The sequence below is a fragment of the Algoriphagus sp. genome (assembly GCF_029254265.1).
GTDB lineage: Bacteria > Bacteroidota > Bacteroidia > Cytophagales > Cyclobacteriaceae > Algoriphagus.
This window is the reverse complement of sequence record NZ_JAQWXX010000050.1, coordinates 12,851-31,243: the sequence shown is the minus strand read 5'-3', so window position 1 is coordinate 31,243 and position 18,393 is coordinate 12,851. Positions and strand designations below refer to the sequence as shown.

Below are 18,393 nucleotides of genomic sequence, written 5' to 3'. Positions count from 1 at the left end.
GGGTATGGTTGAAGGTTTTTAAAACGTGCTATTTTAGAGAATTATTTTCAAAATTAAAATATCCTCGCAACAATACTAGGTCCTGAAGAGAATTAATTCTCCAAAAGATTTGATGAAGGGTCTCTTTGGGCAATGATTGGATGTCTTCGAAGGTCATCCAGCGCATCTCCTCAATGATTTGTTGGTCAGGAAGCAGCTCTGGATCTGTCCCAAGTTTTAAATCGCCAGACTTTGCTTTGACAGAAAAAAAATGTTCCATACCATGAAGAGGTACCTTTAAGTACTCATGAACAAAGAGATATTCATCGATTTCTATGGAGAGACCTGTTTCTTCAGAAAACTCTCTAATCAAATTTTCTCTTGCAGATTGTCCGAAATTCATCCCTCCACCAGGAACTGACCAGAGAATCCTGCCATTTCCCATTTTATGCTTGATCATCAATATTTTATTATCCTCGATCAAAATACCGTTTACCCTCATTCGTAAATGATTTCCGAATTTAGATTCGATTTCTTTGCTGATTTTATCGTTTGCCATTTACTTTCGTCCTATGTCCAAAGATAAGGAGCCTTCTCTCAAGCCTTCCATATTACTTTCTTCAAATTTTCCCTTTGCTCCAACTTCGGGTCAAGCCGCATTTTTTTTAAAAATGGATCGCTTTCTCAGTTTGCCTCCCGAAAGTAAGGCAACTTTTGTACTTCGTGGATACGCAGGTACAGGAAAAACCTCTGTGATTTCAGCTTTGGTCAAAACTCTCCCCCGATTGGGAATGCGCTCATTGCTGTTGGCGCCCACAGGAAGAGCAGCGAAGGTCATGAGCAATTACAGCGGGAAAGCGGCTTATACTATCCACAAAATCATTTATAAGCCCAAAGGGGAGGACGGGAGCCTTTCAGGAGGTTTTATTCTTCAGAAGAATTATTACAAAGACACCATCTTTATCATAGATGAATCATCCATGCTAGCTGATGATGGAGGAATGTCAGGAAATCTATTGGGAGATTTGATCCAGTTTGTTTTCTATGGCGAAAGAAACCGACTCATCTTAGTTGGCGACACCGCACAGCTTCCACCCGTAGGTAGCGATTACAGTCCAGCTTTGGAAGCAGGATATCTTTTAAGGCATTTCCGCTTGGAAGCAGATCAGATCGAACTGACAGAGGTAATGCGCCAGAAATTGGAATCTGGTATTTTATTTAATGCCACTGCTCTCCGAGAACAATTGAAACAGGAAAAGCCAGAAATAAAAATCTCTACGAAAGCATTCAAAGATACATTTAAGATGACCGGAGAGAGGCTGGAAGATGGTTTGCGATATGCCTATGATAAATATGGAACTGAGAATACCACAATTGTGACTCGGTCAAATAAAAATGCTGTCCAATACAATCAGTACATCCGAAGGGTAATCCATTTCTTTGAGGATGAGATCAGCTCGGGCGATTTGCTCATGATTGTCAAAAACAATTACACCTACATGGCTAAGTCGGATCGAGTGAATTTTCTTGCAAATGGAGATATGGCAGAAGTGATGAAAATTCGAAATTTCGAGGAATTTTATGGGTTTCGGTTCGCAACGCTAGAGTTAAGACTCCTGGATTATCCGGATGAGCCTCATTTTGAGGCGAAAGTTATTCTAGATACACTTCATTCACCGAGCCCATCTTTGACTAGAGATCAATACCGAGAACTTTACCGCCAAGTTTCGGAGGATTACGCAGATGTAGCCAGTAAGGCAGAACGAATGGAACTGATCAAAAAAGACCCATTTTTGAATGCATTACAAATCAAATTTGCCTATGCATTAACTTGTCACAAAGCTCAAGGAGGGCAATGGAAAGCTGTATTTGTAGATCAGGGATACTTACCCGAGGAGCAAATAGATCGGGATTTTACAAGATGGCTTTACACGGCGATCACGAGAGCAACGGAAGAACTTTACCTTGTGAACTTTGATCAATCATTTTTTTTCAAGGCGAAAAATGACCAAGAATCTGATTAGGGATTTGTGTAGATATTGGCTTAAATAAACATTATTGGCACCATTTTTTCTAAATTTGAATCTATAAAGAACAATTATCGTTTCTTTAATAGTCCAAAATTGAACTTCTGAATCAAATAAACATAACCATGAAAAAAGTAGGAATTTTATTTACACTTCTTGCCTTAGTGTTTGCTTTTAATGCAAGCGCTCAGGAAGCAACATCCGGAGCGGCCATCACTTTCAAAGAAAAATCCATTGATTTTGGAGACATCGTTCAGGGAGATAAAGTTTCTCATACCTTCGAACTGACAAATTCAGGTACCACTCCATTGATTATTTCGAATGTAGCAGCAACTTGTGGATGTACTGTTCCTGTTTGGCCAAAAGAGCCAATCGCGCCAGGAAAATCTGCTGAAATCAAAGTTTCCTTCAATTCAGCTGGTAAAATGGGCAAACAGAATTCGGTGGTCCGGATTTATTCCAATGCCTCTGAGCCAATCGAGAAAGTTTCTTTAATCTCAAATGTATTGCCTAAAACCAATTAAATTATTTGGTTTTAAATTCTAATACCAATTCCTAAAGCCCGGTTTAGTCCGGGCTTTTTTTATTCAAAGAACTTATCCAGTAGCTTTTTGTGTTGCCATCAAGTTATATGAAAAAATCAATCCCCACCCCGAAAGAAAAAAGAGTCACAATGAGCTCGGTATTTAAGACCATAATCTGGCCTCGCCGAAAGCATTTATTTTTAGGACTCTTTCTGATTATTATTAGTAGACTAGCTAGTCTGGTTTTGCCAGGAGCTTCTAAGATTCTTATCGATGATGTCATCCCTAGCAATGATTTAACAATGCTCAAGTGGCTGATTGCTGGGGTCGTTGGAGCTATTGTGGTCCAATCCACTACTTCCTATGCACTCACTCAGATTCTAAGTGTAGAAGCTCAGAATCTTATCTCTAAACTCAGATCGCAAGTTCAGGCCCATATCATCAAACTTCCGATTCGCTTTTTTGATAATACCAAAACCGGTGAACTCGTTTCTAGAATCATGACGGATGTAGAAGGAGTTCGGAATTTAGTGGGAACTGGTTTCGCACAAATGATTGGTGGAATTCTTACAGCATTTATTTCACTTTTTCTGTTGATCAGTATCAGCCCGATGATGACACTTTATGTGCTTTTACCAGTGGTCGTCTTTGGTTTGGTCTCGTTGAAAGCCTTTGGAAAAATCCGCCCCATATTTCGAGAACGCGGGAAAATAAATGCACAAGTTACCGGAAGACTTACAGAAACGCTCGGAGGAATCCGAGTGATCAAAGGATTCAATGCCGAAGAACAAGAAATCAATACTTTCGCCAAAGGAGTAGATGAATTGTTTCAAAATGTAAAAGCCAGTCTTACTGCTACTAGTTTTGTCACCTCAGCTGGAGCCTTATTGTTAGGCTTGGCTTCTGCGGGAATCATGGGAATGGGTGGTTATATGATTATGGAAGGGGAAATGACCTTCGGAGACTTCCTAGCCTTTACGCTCTACTTAGGATTCATGATTGCCCCGATAGTGCAGATGTCCAATATTGGTAGCCAACTTACAGAGGCTTTTGCCGGATTGGATCGAACAGAGGAAATCATGAACACACCACTGGAGGCTGATGATCGAAAGCGAACTTTAGAAATCAAAGATTTCCGTGGTGACATCGTCTTTGAAAACGTAGCTTTTGCCTACGAAGAAGAAAAAGACGTGATCAAAGGAGTGAGCTTTTCTGCTCCTGCGGGTTCAGTGACTGCTTTAGTGGGAACATCAGGCTCGGGGAAAACAACTATTGCTGGTTTAGCTGCTACTTTTCTAAATCCTGATTCAGGAAAAATCACCTTGGATGGAAACGATCTTCAGACTATTACCTTGGAATCATTCCGTTCCAGACTTGGTGTCGTGCTTCAAGATGATTTTCTTTTTGAAGGGACTATTCGGGAAAACATTCTTTTCCCAAGACCTGATGCTTCTGAAGCTAAGCTTCTTGAAGCAGTTCAGGCTGCCCATGTGCAAGAATTCACAGATCGCTTTGAATTAGGGTTGGATACGCTGATTGGAGAGCGTGGCGTAAAGCTATCAGGTGGACAGCGCCAAAGAATTGCCATTGCTAGAGCAATATTAGCCGATCCAAAGATTTTGATTTTAGACGAGGCTACTTCCAACTTGGATACGGAATCTGAGACTTTGATTCAAGCGAGTTTGAAAGAATTAATGAAAGGCCGGACAACATTTGTTATTGCTCACCGATTGAGTACAATTCGTCAGGCAGATCAGATTTTGGTCGTAGAGCAAGGGGAAATAGTAGAACGAGGTAGGCATGATGAATTGATTGCTTTGCAAGGCAGATATTACCAGCTTTTCACCTATCAATCGAGAATTTAATTTCATCTGAGCTTTCAGAAAACAATTCTAAAAGTTCAACTACTCCATTTTATCAGAAGAAGATCAAGCTGTTTATTTCTAGCTATGGATCATTTAAGGGAGACTGGTTGATTGCTGTATTACTTCCTCCTTTTTTTCCTTAGTCTTTAGGGTTAATAATATGACCGTTAGCAAGATAAAAAGTGTCCCTATCCAATCCATTCCCCCAAAATAAACCCCTAGCCAAACCACTGCAGTGCCTGCTGCAGCTAAGGGTTCCACGCTACAAAGCAAACTTGCATAGGTTGCGCCAATAATCGTGACCGAAGTAAGGAAGAAGTAAAACGCTAACACACTACCAAAAAGGATAATGTATCCAAAAGCGAAAAGTGTTTCCAAATCCCAAACACCTTGAATTTCCCAAGGTCTCATTATTGGCACCATAACTATTCCGCCCAATAGCATTCCCCAGCCAGTGACCGTTGCTGGAGAGAATTTTCGTAATAATCCCACCGGATGTATGGTGTAAAATGCCAAAGCAACTGCTGAAAGTATTCCCCAAAGAAGCGCTTCATCACTGATCACCAAGGTGTCAAAACTCCCATGGGTAACCAAAAGAAAGGTTCCGCTTAAAGCCAAAACAAGCGCGGCATATTCGGCTAGTATTGGCCATCTTCGGTTTTTGACCGCATAAAATGCAACTACAATCAAAGGTCCCAAATATTGTAAGATCGTCGCAGTAGCAGCATTGGATAGTGAAATGCTGTAGAAATAGGTAAACTGTACAGCGACCATTCCAAGAATTCCAAAAAGAATGACTTGAAAGGCATCGGTTGGTTTTTTCCAAACTTGAAAAGTGTCTCTCTTCTTTTGGGAAAGGGAAAACATCAATAATAAGATACCTCCCAGTAATAATCTCCAACAGACCAGCCAACCTGGGTCAAGATTTTTTTCCTCGAAGAGAAATTGTGCGCAAGTACCTGAAATACCCCAGAAAATAGCCGAAGCTACTGCCATAAGTATACCGGGAACCTTTTGATAAGCTGTTGGGATATTCATTAGAATGGATCTTGGAATTGGGGTCTAGGTATATTAGAATGAATTTTAATTTTCCAATTCTCGAATGATTCTCACCACTTCGGAGATATGTGCTACTTGGAAAAATTGTTTATGCGAAACCTCATGCGCTATGGTTTCATGTTCCCAAGTAATGTGAAATGGAATGTGGATTGCAAAGCCCCCAAGATCCAAAACAGGTAAAATATCAGATTTGAGGCTATTTCCCAGCATCATGAATTCATCAGCTTTTATGTCTAAATGCTTAATTAGTTTTTTGAAGTCAGATTCTTTCTTGTCACTCATGATCTCAATATGATGGAAGTGTCGTTCCAATCCTGACTTTTTCAACTTTCGCTCTTGATCCAGTAGATCACCTTTCGTAGCGAGTACGATTCGATAATCACCATTTAATTCTTTCAAAACTTCTGCTACACCCGGTATCAAATCCACCGGTTTTTCCAGCATTTCTCTGCCAATTTGGAGGATTTTCTCTACCATTTCCATAGAAATCTTTTGATCAGAAATCCGCATCGCCGTCTCAATCATAGAGAGCATAAAACCCTTGATCCCGTAACCGTACATGTGGAGGTTTTCGATTTCGGTTCGATAAAGTTCTTTGAGTGAACTGTGGCGAGGCATAAAATCCTCAAGCAGTTCAGCGAATTTTTCTTCTGCTTCGCGGAAAAAAGGTTCATTCACCCAAAGGGTATCATCTGCATCGAAGGCGATTACTTTAATTGCCATAGTCAATCCAAAGTTTAGTTCGGGGTTTCTACAAGTTTTTCATCCAGTCCAATAAGACTCCTCTCCAATTTTCAACCGGTCCTTTGCCTAACCCGAAAGCAAATCCATGTCCACCTTTTGGATAAACATGCAGTGAGGCAGGAACGGCTTTTTCCCTAAGTGCAGCATAATAAAGCAAGGAATTCTCTACAGGCACGGCGGTATCATCTCCCGCATGTACCAAAAAAGTGGGTGGAGTTTCGGCTGTTACATTCAACTCTGCAGAGAATCGTTTCTTTAGTTCTTCAGACTGATTTTCTCCCAAAAGTGCTTTCATAGATCCTGAATGGATGGCTGGATTCACAAAAGTGATCACTGGGTATACTAAAATTGAAAAATCAGGTCTTGCAGAAAGTTGATCAATGGAATCCATTGGACGATCTACCACATGATCGTATTGCGTGCTAAGTGTAGAAGCCAAATGTCCGCCCGCCGAGAAACCCATAATCCCGACTTTAGTAGGATCAATATTCCATGATGGAGCATTTTGGCGAACCATACGAATAGCGCGCTGCGCATCCATCAGGGGCACTTCCTTTGGATCAGTGAGTGAAGCGGATTTTGGAAGTCGGTATTTTACTACGATTCCTGCGATTCCTTGCGAATTGAGCCATTTTGCAAAGTCTGTCCCTTCCCAATCATAGGCCAAAATGCTATAGCCTCCTCCCGGGAAAATAACTACAGCTTGTCCAGTAGCAATTTGCTTTGCAGGGAGATAAACTTCAATAGTTGGGATTTGAACATTCCCAATTCTGACGATTCCTTCTGAGACCACTTCCTCTTTGAGGTCCATAGCCTTTTGAAGTGGAGGAGTTCCTTCCCATAAAGGTAAAGTAACTTGTTGTGCTTGAATGGAAGGAAAGATCATTGCTAGTACCAAAAGAATAAATAGTGATTTCATGGGATTTTGAATTAGGTTGAGGCTAAAGTTTTTGCTCGGATGCTGAATAAAAGAACCATCACAAAACAGGCTAAAGGCAATATAAATGAAAAATTCACCTCCGGTACGCCGAGAATTAGCATATCGTCGTAATTCGATCCACCTAGGTCGAGCAAAATTCCTTGAAGAGTCGGCATGATTGCTCCACCCACAATTGCCATGACGAGATATGCAGCAGCAAATTTTGAGTCTTCTCCCAGGCCTTCAAGTGCTATCCCATAGATGGTAGGAAACATGAGTGACATTGCAAAAGAGATCGCGACAAGGCTGTAAAGGCCAACCATTCCCGGTAAGAATATCGCTCCTGCAGTGAAAATAATCGCTAGAATAGAGAAAATACTGAGCAGTTTACTTGGCTGAATAAAACGAAGTAGAAGTGTACAAATCCATCGGCCTGCCAGAAATACCAGTAAAGCGGCATAGCCAAAATTAACTGCCTCAGCATTACTGATTCCGAGTACTTCGGCATATTGGTAGATGTAGGTCCAAACCATAATCTGTGCACCGACATAAAACATCTGTGCAAGAGTTCCCTCCACAAAATTCCGATTCTTCAAAAGTCGCCGCATCGTATTCCTGAAGTCTACTTTGGAATTTGAATCTTTGTTTTCAGGCATTTTAGCCATCGCTATCACTAGCAAAATACCCAAAACCACTAATCCAAGAATCACATATGGATCTCGGATGACCATTAGGTCTGCGGTTCGAATGACTGCTTTTGCAGATTCATCCAAAGACTCAAAGATGATTTTTCCATCTGCATCGGTATTATTAGACTGAAGTGAATTGAGGATAAATTCTTTTGCTACAAAAAGTCCTGCAAGAGCGCCCATTGGGTTGAAGGCTTGAGCCAAATTCAAGCGTTGGGTTGCTGTAGATTCTGGCCCCATGGATAGGATGTAGGGATTGGCAGTCGTCTCCAAAAAGGCTAAGCCAAAGGTCAAGATATATAGGGAAGCCAAGAAGAAACCATAGCTTTCCCAAGCTGCCGCAGGGTAGAAAAGCATTGCTCCTAAGAAATAGAGGCCTAATCCAAGTAGAATCCCTGTTTTGTAGGAATACTTTTTAATGAAAAATGCAGCAGGCAAAGCCATTGTAAAATATCCACCATAGAAGGCAAGTTGGACAAATGAGGCTTGGGTATTATTCAATTCCAAAACCCGTTTGAAGGCTGCGACCATGGGATTGGTGATGTCATTGGCGAAGCCCCAGAGTGCAAATAAGGAAGTGATCAGAATAAACGGAAGGAGTAATTCCTTTGGGACTAATGCTGGCTTTTTGCTCATAGGGCGCGGTCAAGATGGGTATAGCCACCATCTACATGGAGATACTGACCAGTGATGTGCATGGCTTTGTCAGAGAGTAAGAATATCACCATAGCTGCAATTTCTTCAGGTTTGGTCATTCGGTTTCCCAGTGGGATTTTAGAGTTGATTGATTCCAATTTTGCAGCAGGGTCTTCAAATTTTTGAATCCAACTTTCATACATTGGAGTTAGCACTTCAGCAGGAATCACAGCATTTACCCGAATCTGATAGGGGAGAAGCTCGACTGCCCATTCCCGGGTGAGGGAAAGAATTGCACCTTTAGCCGCAGTATAACCAGAAGTATTCCCTTGTCCAGTCAATGCTGTTTTGCTACTTATATTGACAATACTTCCTTTACTTGCTCTAAGGTGAGGTAAAGCAAAATGTGCTAAATCATAATAGTGATTTAGATTTTTTGCTACTGAATCTATAAATGCTTTAGGGTTTCCTTTTTCCAGGCCGACACCATCATTGACTCCAGCATTATTTACGATTCCATCGATTCTACCAAAAGTCTGAAATGCTTGTTTAACAGCGTCTTCAGCGTCTTTTTCCGAAGAAAGTAATGTTGGGATTTGAAGGCCAGGTCCATCTTTCAGTAGCTGGGATCCTGCTTTTTCATCCGGATCTATGATTACTGGAATTGCGCCTTCGGCTAAAAGTTCACTTGCTACAGCTCCTCCAATTCCTTTTGCTCCTCCGCTGATTAAAAAAACTTTGTCTTTGAGATTCAAATTCATGCAGATTCGGTCTAGATCGAGTTATAAGTTAAGCCTTTATTCCATAAAATTCTATGGCCGTTTCACCCATGATTTGCGCTTTCTCACTTTGAGAAAGGGGTTGAATAAACTGCTCTATAATCTCCAATACCTGCTCATATTGCCCAGCAACAAGGCAAACAGGCCAGTCACTACCAAACATCAAACGCTTCGGTCCAAAGAGTTCAAGTGCGGTATCAAGATAGACTTTTAGCTCCTCTTTTTTCCAAGATTTCCAATTTGCTTCTGTGATCATTCCTGAGAGTTTACAATAGATGTAATCCCGCTCAGCTAAGAGACTCAGCTCTTTTTTCCATTCCCGCCAGATACCCAGTTTTATGTTAGGTTTTGCTAAGTGATCGATCACAAAGGGTTGTTCAGGAGCTTTTTTGATAAAATGATAAGTTGCCTCCAATTGATTTGCAAAAATCAAAATATCATACGTGTAGCCTCGCTTTCCAATTTTGCTGATTCCTCTGATAAACTCCGGTCGGAGCATATAGTCTACATTTTTCGATTGGAGTACTTCTCGGTAGCCTTTGAGTTTGGTTTGGTTTGCGAACTGATCTAATTCTTGATCGAGCTTATCTGCACCAAGATCTACCCAGCCGACCACTGCTTTGATAAACTCATATTCTAAGGCCAGATCACATAGAAATGCTGTTTCCCGAATGCTTTCGTCTGCTTGCACTGCTATGCAACCATCAATCTTAACCTGTTCCAAAACTGGCCAGAGATCATCAGGAAGAAAATTTTTTCGAATCACTTTCATTTCTTCATCTATCCAAGGCTGTCGCTTTGGATCATATTTCCAGAAATGCTGATGTGAATCTATCCTCATGCTTCAGGGTCATTCATCACTACTTGCCGAGAGGAGCCAAGCCCATCGATGCCCAATTCTACAATATCCCCTGGCTGTAGATACTTTGGCTCAGGTTTTAATCCCATTCCTACACCTGCAGGCGTACCTGTGGAAATAACATCTCCCGGAAGTAGCGTCATGTATTGGCTTATATGAGAGACAATTGTTGGCAGATCAAAGATCAAATCTGAGGTGTTACTATCCTGAAGGATCTTCCCATTCAGTTTCAACCAAAGACGGAGGTTATGAGGATCTTCGATTTCATCTTTTGTTACTAACACTGGGCCTAGAGGAGCAAAGTTATCTGCACTTTTCCCTTTAACCCACTGTCCACCATGACGAAGTTGAAAGTCTCGCTCGCTCACATCATTGTGGAGGCAGTAGCCAGCTACATAATCCATCGCATTTTCCACAGAGACATATTTGGCACGCTTCCCGATTACGATTGCGAGTTCTACCTCCCAGTCCGTTTGAACTGAATTCTTTGGGATAAGAATTGGGTCAAATGGTCCGGAAAGAGATGAAGTAGCTTTCATAAAAATGATGGGAACTTCGGGTACCGCCATTCCTGCTTCCTCTGCATGCTTTCTATAATTCAGACCTACGCAGATGATTTTAGAAGGTCTTGCTACTGGAGATCCAATTCGAGCATTGGCAGGAATTTCAGCTAAGGGATTTCGATTTTTTGAAAGCCATTCTTCCAATCTTTTTAATCCACCCGAAGAGAAAAAAGCTTCATTCCAATCTTCTCCAAAACTGGAACAGTCCAGATTTATTCCTTCAGCATCTTGAATCCCTGCTTTTTCTTTTCCGGCTTCGCCAAATCGTATTAGTTTCATAGGTTAGTTTTTAAGTATCAAGTAACAATACATTAGTATCAAGATTTAGGGCCAATAATCTTGGGTCAAGTTTATTAATCTGACAATTATTTAATGTGATCCTAATCTTTCAATTTTCCAATCCCCACCTCACATTTTCAATCCCATAAATCCTCCATCAATATTATAATTGCTCCCGGTAATAAATCCTCCGGTATCTGAGCTGATGAAATAGGCTAGTTCGGCGATTTCTTCTGGTGAGCCCATTCTTCCGATTGGTTGAGTGGCCGCTAATTTGTCAAACATTTCCTTTTCCTGCCCGGGATAGGTCTTAGCAATAAATCCATCTACAAATGGAGTGTGTACTCTACCGGGAGATAGACAGTTGCAGCGTATGCCATCTACTACATAATCTCTGGCGATACTCAGCGTCATCGTGAGCATTGCACCTTTGGTCATACTGTATGCGAAGCGATCAGGAATTCCAATCGTGGCCGCAACCGAAGCCATATTGAGAATGGAACCACCGCCGTCTTGTTTTAGCTTCGGTAATGCCGCCTGTATGCAAAGGAAAGAGCCTTTGACATTAACTTGAAAAAGTCGCTCAAAATCGGCCTCTGTTGTGTTTTCAACTTTTCCGATATGAGATATTCCAGCATTGTTAATGAGGGTATCAATTTTACCGGGTATGGCCTCAAATGTAGATTTGACAGATTCTGCTTGGGTAATATTACAGTTTAGGAATGTGACTGAGTAGCCTTTTTCTTTTAACTCTTTCTCTACTTTTCCCCCCTCAGCTTGATTGTTGTCTATAAAAAATACTTTCCACTTCTCTGTGGCGAATTTATTGACCATTGCCAAGCCAATTCCGCTTGCACCACCTGTGATTACTACTGTTTTGTTTTTCATAGCTTGGGTAAAAAAGAAATATACCGAACTCTTTCAAGTTAGCAAAAGAGAATGGGATAAGTCTAGAGCTTAACGATTTCACCGGTTTTTACAGATTCATCACAGGCGAAAGCGATCTTTAAGCTGTTGATAGCATCATCTAAATGATTGCTTAAGTCTATATCTTCCAGAATGGCTTTCAGAAAATAAGCTTGTTCACGATCACAGAGTTCTTGATGTCCAGGTTCGTCCTTCATATCAATCCACTCATCAGCTTTAGTAAACTCATTTTTAGAATCTATATCGGCATGGTGTACCCGGATGGATTCAGTTTTGGTATGACTGTCCACATGATCTGATTTACCTGATGATGCAGCGTCTTTTGCAGTAATTGATACTGAACCTTTTGGGCCAAAGACATCCTTGACAAAGAATGCAGTTTCTGAGACCATTGGACCCCAGGCAGCTTCGTACCAGCCTACTGATCCATCTTCAAATCGAATCTGCAGCTGGCCATAATTGTAGTTGTCAGCAGCAATGTCCGGAGAAAGTCTTGCTCCAATTGCCGAAACAGAAATTGGCTTTGATCTAGTCATTTGGCACATTACATCAATGTAGTGAACTCCGCAGTCTACGATGGGGCTGAGACTTTTCATTAAATTTCGATGAACATCCCACATGTAGCCATGGCTTTGCTGATTTAGATTCATTCGCATCACCAATGGTTTCCCCATTTTTTGAGCTTCCTCGATGAATCGAATCCATGATGGATGATGACGCAAGATGTAACCCACGACTACTTTTTTTTCTGTTTCTTTAGCCTTGGAAATGATTCTCTCACAACCTATAATCGTATCAGCCAGTGGCTTTTCGATGAAAATATGACAGCCGGCATCAAGTGCTTTTACGGCAAACTCTTCGTGGGTGTCTGGATAGGTTGAAATACAAACCGCGTCAGGTTTAGATTCCCTCAAGGCTGTTTCAAAATCCTCAAAAAGCGGGTAATTTGAATTCAGTGATTGGTTGAGTTTGACCTTGCTTTCTCCTCTTGAGACTAATCCGCAGATTTCAAATTCAGGCATGTGATGATAGGCAGTCGCATGAGATGCGCCCATATTTCCACAGCCTACTATTAGGATTTTAATAGGTTTGCTCATAGTTTTAATTTTTCAGTAAAGCGACTTCAGCTTCTGATAGATATACAACCGAAACCGCTAACGTGATTGGTTTTAAGGGTTCATCCTTGCTATCTCGTTTCACACGTACGATTCGCTCGACGATATCCATTCCTTTAATCACTTGGCCAAAAATCGTGTAATCTCCATCTAATCTGGGGATACCGGCTGGATTTTGCACAATGTAAAACTGACATCTGGCGGATAATTTATCTGGATTCCCGTCTCTTCCTGCTCCCACTGCCCCATAAATATGCTTTAATTCAGGTACAAACTCAGGGGCTAAAAGGTATTCAGGATCATTGAATCCTTCCTCCGTATCCGGGCAGCCGCCTTGCGCCACAAAATCAGGAATTACTCTATTAAAAGTCAGGGAATCCCAATATCCTGCTTCCGCCAATTCAATAAAACTTTGTTTATGGTTTGGGGTCCGGTCATCCAGTTGAATAAAAATCTCACCGTATGGCGTCGCGATTTTCCCAATAGGAGTTTTCTCTTGAGAAAACACAAAAATCGGGATTAAAAAAAATACGATTAGATAGAGTCCTTGTTTCATACTTTGTATAAAGAAAGTGCCTTAATCTGATTGTTTACAGGATTTGCATACATGGAGAGAAAGCTTTTTACCAGGAAATCATTCTGCACATCTACTTTTTCACGAAGCCGCTTTTCAAAAGCCTCTTTTTCCTCAATGGTATATTCATTCTTAAATTCTTCATCCCCATAGAGTAAGTCGTGAGCAATGTAGTTGCTAGGCCAAAGTTTATATCCTGCCCAAATTTTCTGATCAATTACATTTGCCAGTTGACTAAGCTTTTCTCCAGAACCTAATCCGGATTTGGAAATTTCTTTAATTTCTTCAGTTATTATCCCATTTACTTGAAGGTGGATTCTTTTTTTAGTTCCGATGAGGCCTCTTAGGAGGTTCTGGAAATCTTCATTTTCACTTTTCACATACTTTTCATCCTTGGATTTTGCCAAGAGCTCGGGCATTTTCAATACATCCGTAGGATCATATTCATAGGATATGGAAATCGGAACCACTTTTACCTTTTCAAAAAAGGAAAATTGATCTTTTCCTTCTTCAGCCAATGTGAGCATTTTTAAAACTCCTTTATGCGTGGCATCATTTCCGTCTTTGGTTCGGCCTTCTCGTTGTGCAGTCCATACCGAACGATTTTCATTGAGCAAACTTTTTCGGATAAAAGCTGAAGCCAACTGTGAGCTTTCAAGTAATGCACGTCCTTGTAGCCCTCTTTTTATGGCGAAATTCCGATTCAATCGGGATAAGATGTGCAAAAAAGGCTTTTGTATTAAGTTGTCTCCGATTGCAGAAGTAGTAAGCACCAAACCATGTTCATAAAGGCAAGCGTTGAGTAGCGAAGTGTCTAAGATGATATCGCGGTGATTGGAGATAAATAAATAAGCTGTGTTTGGCTCAAGTTGCTCAAAACCCCCAGTACTCAAACCATTTGAACTTTTCTCCAGTACTTTTTTTACACCTGGGTAAATGAAATTAACCTGGAAGTCTCTTAGAGAGTGCGTGTGAAGCATTAAATTTTTCCAGTTTTTAGAATGGTCATCTGGAAATGTAAAACCCATAATAGCTTCTAGCATAGGATCATCTATGATCTGACGAATGGCAGCATTTGCCTCTGTCTCATAAAAAGGCCTAATGGAATCGAATTGGGACATAGCTAGGATTAATTATTCTGCAAAAAGCAAATTTAAGATCAAAAGGTGAAGAAAATTTTTTGGGTTCTTTTATCGTTTGAGATGCTTGTTGATGAAATGCATGTGGACAGGTAGTGCGTCAGTCCAATACTGCCAAGTATGTGCCCCTGGTCGCTCAGTGTATTCATGTGGCGTTTTGTTTGCCAGCAAAAGCTGATGCATTTGACGATTGGTGGAAATTAAAAAGTCCTCTGTTCCACAATCGATGATCAATGGAATGCCGTTGGCCTTTATTTGATCGACAAGCCCTACCGCTGTATAAGTGGAAAAAGGGAATTCATAATCAATGTCCCCAAGCATTTGTTTTTGGTTTTCGGTTCTCATGTTTTTTAATGCATCGCCGACTTCCCACATTCTGGTGTCTATATTCATCACTCCACTCATGCTTCCCGCTACAGCGAATAACTCCGGATGCTTTGCGCTAAGGGTGATCGCCCCATGACCTCCCATGGACAAACCAGTGATCGCCCTCGATTCCTTCTGATCCAATGTTCTGTATTTTTTGTCAATTTCCGGGATTAATTCAGCGGTAATGTAGGTTTCGTATTGTACAGAATCGAGTAGGGGGCTATCGAAATAATAGCTTGTCGGACCTACTCCAGGATTGACAATAATCATGTCGTATTCTTCTGCCATTCGATTGACTAATCCGGGCTCGGTCACTTTGGTCAGCCAATCTGAAAAAGATCCTGTTCCACCATGCAATAAATATAATGTTGGATATCGCTTTTCACCCTGTTGATAGCTAGTTGGAAAAGTCACCGCTACTTTCAGGCTTTTCTTCATAGAGGGACTATAGACTTGAATGGTATCTACTTTTGCCTGGGCAAAGTTTAGAGAAGGGATAAAAAAGAGTAGTAGAAGTAATTTTCGCATGAATTATTGTAATGAGGTTTTGGGATATTTTTAATTGGCTGGAAACCATACGGAGCTGAAACAGGCTCAATTTCTTGCAATTAGCTTATTTCCAGGGATGTGTTTGGGTTATTATTAAACTCTAAAATAGACATAATTATGGGTTTTTGAGAGCATATGGCGTATCTTCCAGTCAGATGGACTTAGCTGGGAGGAGTTTTCATTTTAATCAAAATTCATGGAAAGTTCACGAATTCAAAAAATAGCCTATTTCTTGATCACAATCGTTTTTGGAGCAATCCTCTTGAAGGAAGGAGCCTTTCTAATTGTGCCATTGGTTTGGGGATCTTTCTTTGCTTTTGCGCTTAACCCGATTGCCAATTGGTTTGAGGTAAAACGGATTCCGAGAGGTATAGCAATTGCAATCAGCATTTTGTTAGTCACGATGGTCGCCGTTGGGATCTTCTACCTTTTAGTTAATCAGGTTATAGGACTTTTAGATGAAATTCCACAAATTCAAAATACCTTAGAAGAAAAGCTTAAAATCTCAATTACAGAACTAAACCAACTGATTGGGACAGATGCAATTGATCTTGAGAGTTTAAGCTTATCCAATCTTTTGGATATTGAAAACATCAATACTACTATTTTTCAAACAGGGAAATCCTTGACTTTAGCTGGAATAATTCCGCTCTACACTTTTTTGTTGATTTACTACAAAGACTTTTTCGCAGAATTTATTCTTAAACTTTACGCAGATAGCAATGATGCCGTCTTGACTTGGGCCACTGATTCTGGGAGGGTGATTCAAAACTATCTTTCTGGTATGCTTAAAGTCACATTTATCGTGTCTATACTCTCAGGTTTGTTTTTCTTTCTTATCGGAGTGGAATACTTTATTTTATTTGCTGCGTTCATAGCCATTATGAATTTGATACCCTATGTCGGAGTATTTATCAGTTCGTTTTTTGCGGTGCTTTATATTTTCCTAACCACTGACTCAATTACGTATCCGATCATCTCAATTGGAGTCTTGTGGGGCATTCAATTGCTGGAAAATAATATTATTACTCCCTTGGTAGTTGGCTCTCAGGTAAAGGTTAATGCTTTAGCAGTTTTGCTTGCAATATTGATGGGAGGGTGGCTATGGGGAATATCTGGAATGATTTTATTTATCCCCTTAGTTGGTGTTTTGAAGATTAGTCTAGAGAAGTCCTCAGACATGTCAGCCTTTGCATATTTGCTTGGTGATGATGTCCCTATCTCGGAGAAGAATGAGAATTATTGGAAGGCTTTTAGGAGAAAAATTGCAAAGAAAAAGAGCAACTCTTAAGTTGCTCTTTTTCTTTATTTCCAAAAGTCAGCGTTTTCGATTCCAACTTCTTTTGATTTAAATACAGGATCCTTCCCAGCTTTTCGCTGTTTTTTATAATCTGCAAGGGCTTTAAAAGCAGGTTTCCGAAGCAATAGTATTGCGATGACATTGAGCCAAGCCATCAAGCCGACACCAATATCTCCCATCATCCAAGCAACTTCAGCAGTTTTTATTGAACCATAAAAAGTAGCTCCTAGAATTAAAATTCTTAGCGCCGGTAAACTCCATTTGGAAGACATATGTCTGGTGAGGTAACTCAAGTTGGTCTCAGCGATATAGTAGTAGGCCATAATGGTGGTGAAGGCAAAAAAGAGTAGGGAGATCGCGATAAACCCTTTTCCCAAAGCGGGGAATTGTGTTGCTACGGCATATTGGGTGTATTCTGGTCCAAATGCAACTCCAGGTAAGTTCTCTACGATAAACCCTCCTTCTGGATTTAACACATTGTATTGTCCAGTAAAGAGGATCATCAAAGCTGTTGCGGTACAAACAAATAGTGTGTCAATGTAAACAGAGAAAGATTGCACTAAACCTTGCTTAACCGGATGAGAAACCTCAGCCGCTGCAGCAGCATGTGGGGCCGTTCCCTGACCTGCCTCATTGGAATAAATCCCTCTCTTGACGCCCCATGCAATAGCCATTCCGAATACTCCGCTAAATGCAGCCTCTAAATTGAATGCGGATTTGATAATTAAAGCAAAAATTGATGGGACTTCTGCGATATTCATGGCAATAATGATCACTGCCATAGAAATATATGCTGCTGCCATAATTGGGATCACCACTTCGGCCACTTTGCTGATTCGCTTTACTCCACCCAAAATGATCAATGCGAGCAGGCCAGTAATGATGGTTGCAGTATAGATTACCGGTATTCCAAAGGCATTTTCTGCGCTCAGGGCAATGCTGTTGCTTTGTACACCAGGCATAAATAGGGCTGTTGCTAGAATCGTAGCGAATGCAAATACAATTGCATACCACTTCACTCCAAGACCTTTTTCTATGTAATAAGCTGGACCACCTCGATATTGGCCATTGTTTACTTCCTTATAAATCTGTCCTAAAGTGGCTTCGACAAATGCAGATGATGCTCCTAAAAAAGCGATTACCCACATCCAGAAAATAGCGCCAGGACCTCCCATCGCGATGGCTGTAGCTACCCCGGCAATATTACCTGTTCCTACTCTTCCGGAAATCGCTATTGCAAAAGCCTGAAAAGAAGAAACCCCTTTCTCAGAAGATTCTCCTTTGAAAAGAAGGGTGACCATTTCCTTCAGATATGTTACTTGCAAAAATCGAGTGGCTATAGAAAAATAAACACCTGCTGCCAGGCATAAAAAAATCAATGCATCACTCCAAATTACGGCGTTGATCGCCTCAATTATTTCTTTCATGTTGGTTTAATTTCCTTACTTAGGTAAGAGATAATTCAAATGTCTTGAATCGATTTAGCTGGAAAGAAAAG

At 40.8% G+C, this 18,393-nt stretch carries 18 protein-coding genes; 4 read left to right on the top strand and 14 right to left on the bottom strand.

Going from position 1 to position 18,393, the window contains the following annotated elements; all coding sequences use genetic code 11:
• Positions 1–28: 28 nt before the first annotated feature.
• Positions 29–538, bottom strand: coding sequence for an NUDIX hydrolase (locus P8O16_RS07770; protein ID WP_300312891.1), 510 nt, complete (start codon positions 536–538; stop codon positions 29–31).
• Positions 539–551: 13 nt separating this feature from the next.
• On the opposite strand from P8O16_RS07770, the gene P8O16_RS07765 reads away from it, so the two are divergent.
• The 3 genes from P8O16_RS07765 to P8O16_RS07755 all read left to right on the top strand — a co-directional run bounded on the left by P8O16_RS07765 (position 552) and on the right by P8O16_RS07755 (position 4,395).
• Positions 552–2,003 (top strand): AAA family ATPase, encoded by a 1,452-nt coding sequence (locus P8O16_RS07765; RefSeq protein ID WP_300312888.1) that lies wholly within the window; start codon positions 552–554, stop codon positions 2,001–2,003.
• 128 nt (positions 2,004–2,131) lie between these two features.
• A complete protein-coding gene (locus P8O16_RS07760; RefSeq protein ID WP_300312886.1) occupies positions 2,132–2,530 on the top strand; it encodes a DUF1573 domain-containing protein in 399 nt (132 codons plus the stop codon).
• Positions 2,531–2,679: 149 nt separating this feature from the next.
• Positions 2,680–4,395, top strand: a complete 1,716-nt coding sequence (locus tag P8O16_RS07755) for an ABC transporter ATP-binding protein (RefSeq protein ID WP_300312884.1) — start codon at positions 2,680–2,682, stop codon at positions 4,393–4,395.
• Between the two features lie 93 nt (positions 4,396–4,488).
• On the opposite strand, the gene P8O16_RS07750 is transcribed toward P8O16_RS07755, so the two are convergent.
• From P8O16_RS07750 to P8O16_RS07695, 12 genes are all read right to left on the bottom strand, one after another.
• Positions 4,489–5,433 carry an EamA family transporter gene (locus tag P8O16_RS07750; RefSeq protein ID WP_300312882.1) on the bottom strand — a complete coding sequence of 315 codons (945 nt, stop codon included), beginning with the start codon at positions 5,431–5,433 and terminating at the stop codon, positions 4,489–4,491.
• A 45-nt stretch (positions 5,434–5,478) separates the two neighbouring features.
• Positions 5,479–6,177: an HAD family hydrolase gene (locus tag P8O16_RS07745; RefSeq protein ID WP_300312879.1), complete on the bottom strand. Its 699-nt coding sequence runs from the start codon at positions 6,175–6,177 to the stop codon at positions 5,479–5,481.
• Positions 6,178–6,205: 28 nt separating this feature from the next.
• Positions 6,206–7,117, bottom strand: coding sequence for an alpha/beta hydrolase (locus P8O16_RS07740; protein WP_300312877.1), 912 nt, complete (start codon positions 7,115–7,117; stop codon positions 6,206–6,208).
• A gap of 11 nt (positions 7,118–7,128) precedes the next feature.
• Positions 7,129–8,442 (bottom strand): L-fucose:H+ symporter permease, encoded by a 1,314-nt coding sequence (fucP, locus tag P8O16_RS07735; protein ID WP_300312873.1) that lies wholly within the window; start codon positions 8,440–8,442, stop codon positions 7,129–7,131.
• Positions 8,439–9,203 (bottom strand): SDR family oxidoreductase, encoded by a 765-nt coding sequence (locus tag P8O16_RS07730; protein ID WP_300312870.1) that lies wholly within the window; start codon positions 9,201–9,203, stop codon positions 8,439–8,441. Before P8O16_RS07730 ends, fucP begins: the two co-directional genes overlap by 4 nt.
• Positions 9,204–9,231: 28 nt before the next feature.
• Positions 9,232–10,062 carry an amidohydrolase gene (locus tag P8O16_RS07725; RefSeq protein WP_300312867.1) on the bottom strand — a complete coding sequence of 277 codons (831 nt, stop codon included), beginning with the start codon at positions 10,060–10,062 and terminating at the stop codon, positions 9,232–9,234.
• Positions 10,059–10,922 (bottom strand): fumarylacetoacetate hydrolase family protein, encoded by an 864-nt coding sequence (locus P8O16_RS07720; protein WP_300312864.1) that lies wholly within the window; start codon positions 10,920–10,922, stop codon positions 10,059–10,061. Before P8O16_RS07720 ends, P8O16_RS07725 begins: the two co-directional genes overlap by 4 nt.
• Positions 10,923–11,051: 129 nt before the next feature.
• Positions 11,052–11,810, bottom strand: coding sequence for an SDR family NAD(P)-dependent oxidoreductase (locus P8O16_RS07715; RefSeq protein ID WP_300312862.1), 759 nt, complete (start codon positions 11,808–11,810; stop codon positions 11,052–11,054).
• A gap of 62 nt (positions 11,811–11,872) precedes the next feature.
• Positions 11,873–12,946, bottom strand: a complete 1,074-nt coding sequence (locus P8O16_RS07710) for a Gfo/Idh/MocA family oxidoreductase (protein ID WP_300312859.1) — start codon at positions 12,944–12,946, stop codon at positions 11,873–11,875.
• A gap of 4 nt (positions 12,947–12,950) precedes the next feature.
• Positions 12,951–13,520, bottom strand: a complete 570-nt coding sequence (locus P8O16_RS07705) for a peptidylprolyl isomerase (protein WP_300312856.1) — start codon at positions 13,518–13,520, stop codon at positions 12,951–12,953.
• The gene (locus P8O16_RS07700; protein WP_300312853.1) at positions 13,517–14,659 is read right to left on the bottom strand and encodes a 1-acyl-sn-glycerol-3-phosphate acyltransferase; all 1,143 of its coding nucleotides are present in this window, start codon (positions 14,657–14,659) and stop codon (positions 13,517–13,519) included. Before P8O16_RS07700 ends, P8O16_RS07705 begins: the two co-directional genes overlap by 4 nt.
• Before the next feature lie 69 nt (positions 14,660–14,728).
• Entirely contained in the window at positions 14,729–15,574 is an 846-nt protein-coding gene (locus P8O16_RS07695) for an alpha/beta hydrolase family protein (RefSeq protein ID WP_300312851.1), read from the bottom strand.
• Between the two features lie 217 nt (positions 15,575–15,791).
• Between P8O16_RS07695 and P8O16_RS07690 the strand changes: the two genes are divergently transcribed.
• Positions 15,792–16,886 (top strand): AI-2E family transporter, encoded by a 1,095-nt coding sequence (locus tag P8O16_RS07690; RefSeq protein WP_300312849.1) that lies wholly within the window; start codon positions 15,792–15,794, stop codon positions 16,884–16,886.
• A gap of 14 nt (positions 16,887–16,900) precedes the next feature.
• Here the strand turns inward: P8O16_RS07690 and P8O16_RS07685 are convergent, their stop codons facing one another.
• Positions 16,901–18,322, bottom strand: coding sequence for a sodium:alanine symporter family protein (locus P8O16_RS07685; protein ID WP_300312846.1), 1,422 nt, complete (start codon positions 18,320–18,322; stop codon positions 16,901–16,903).
• Between the last annotated feature and the right edge of the window lie 71 nt (positions 18,323–18,393).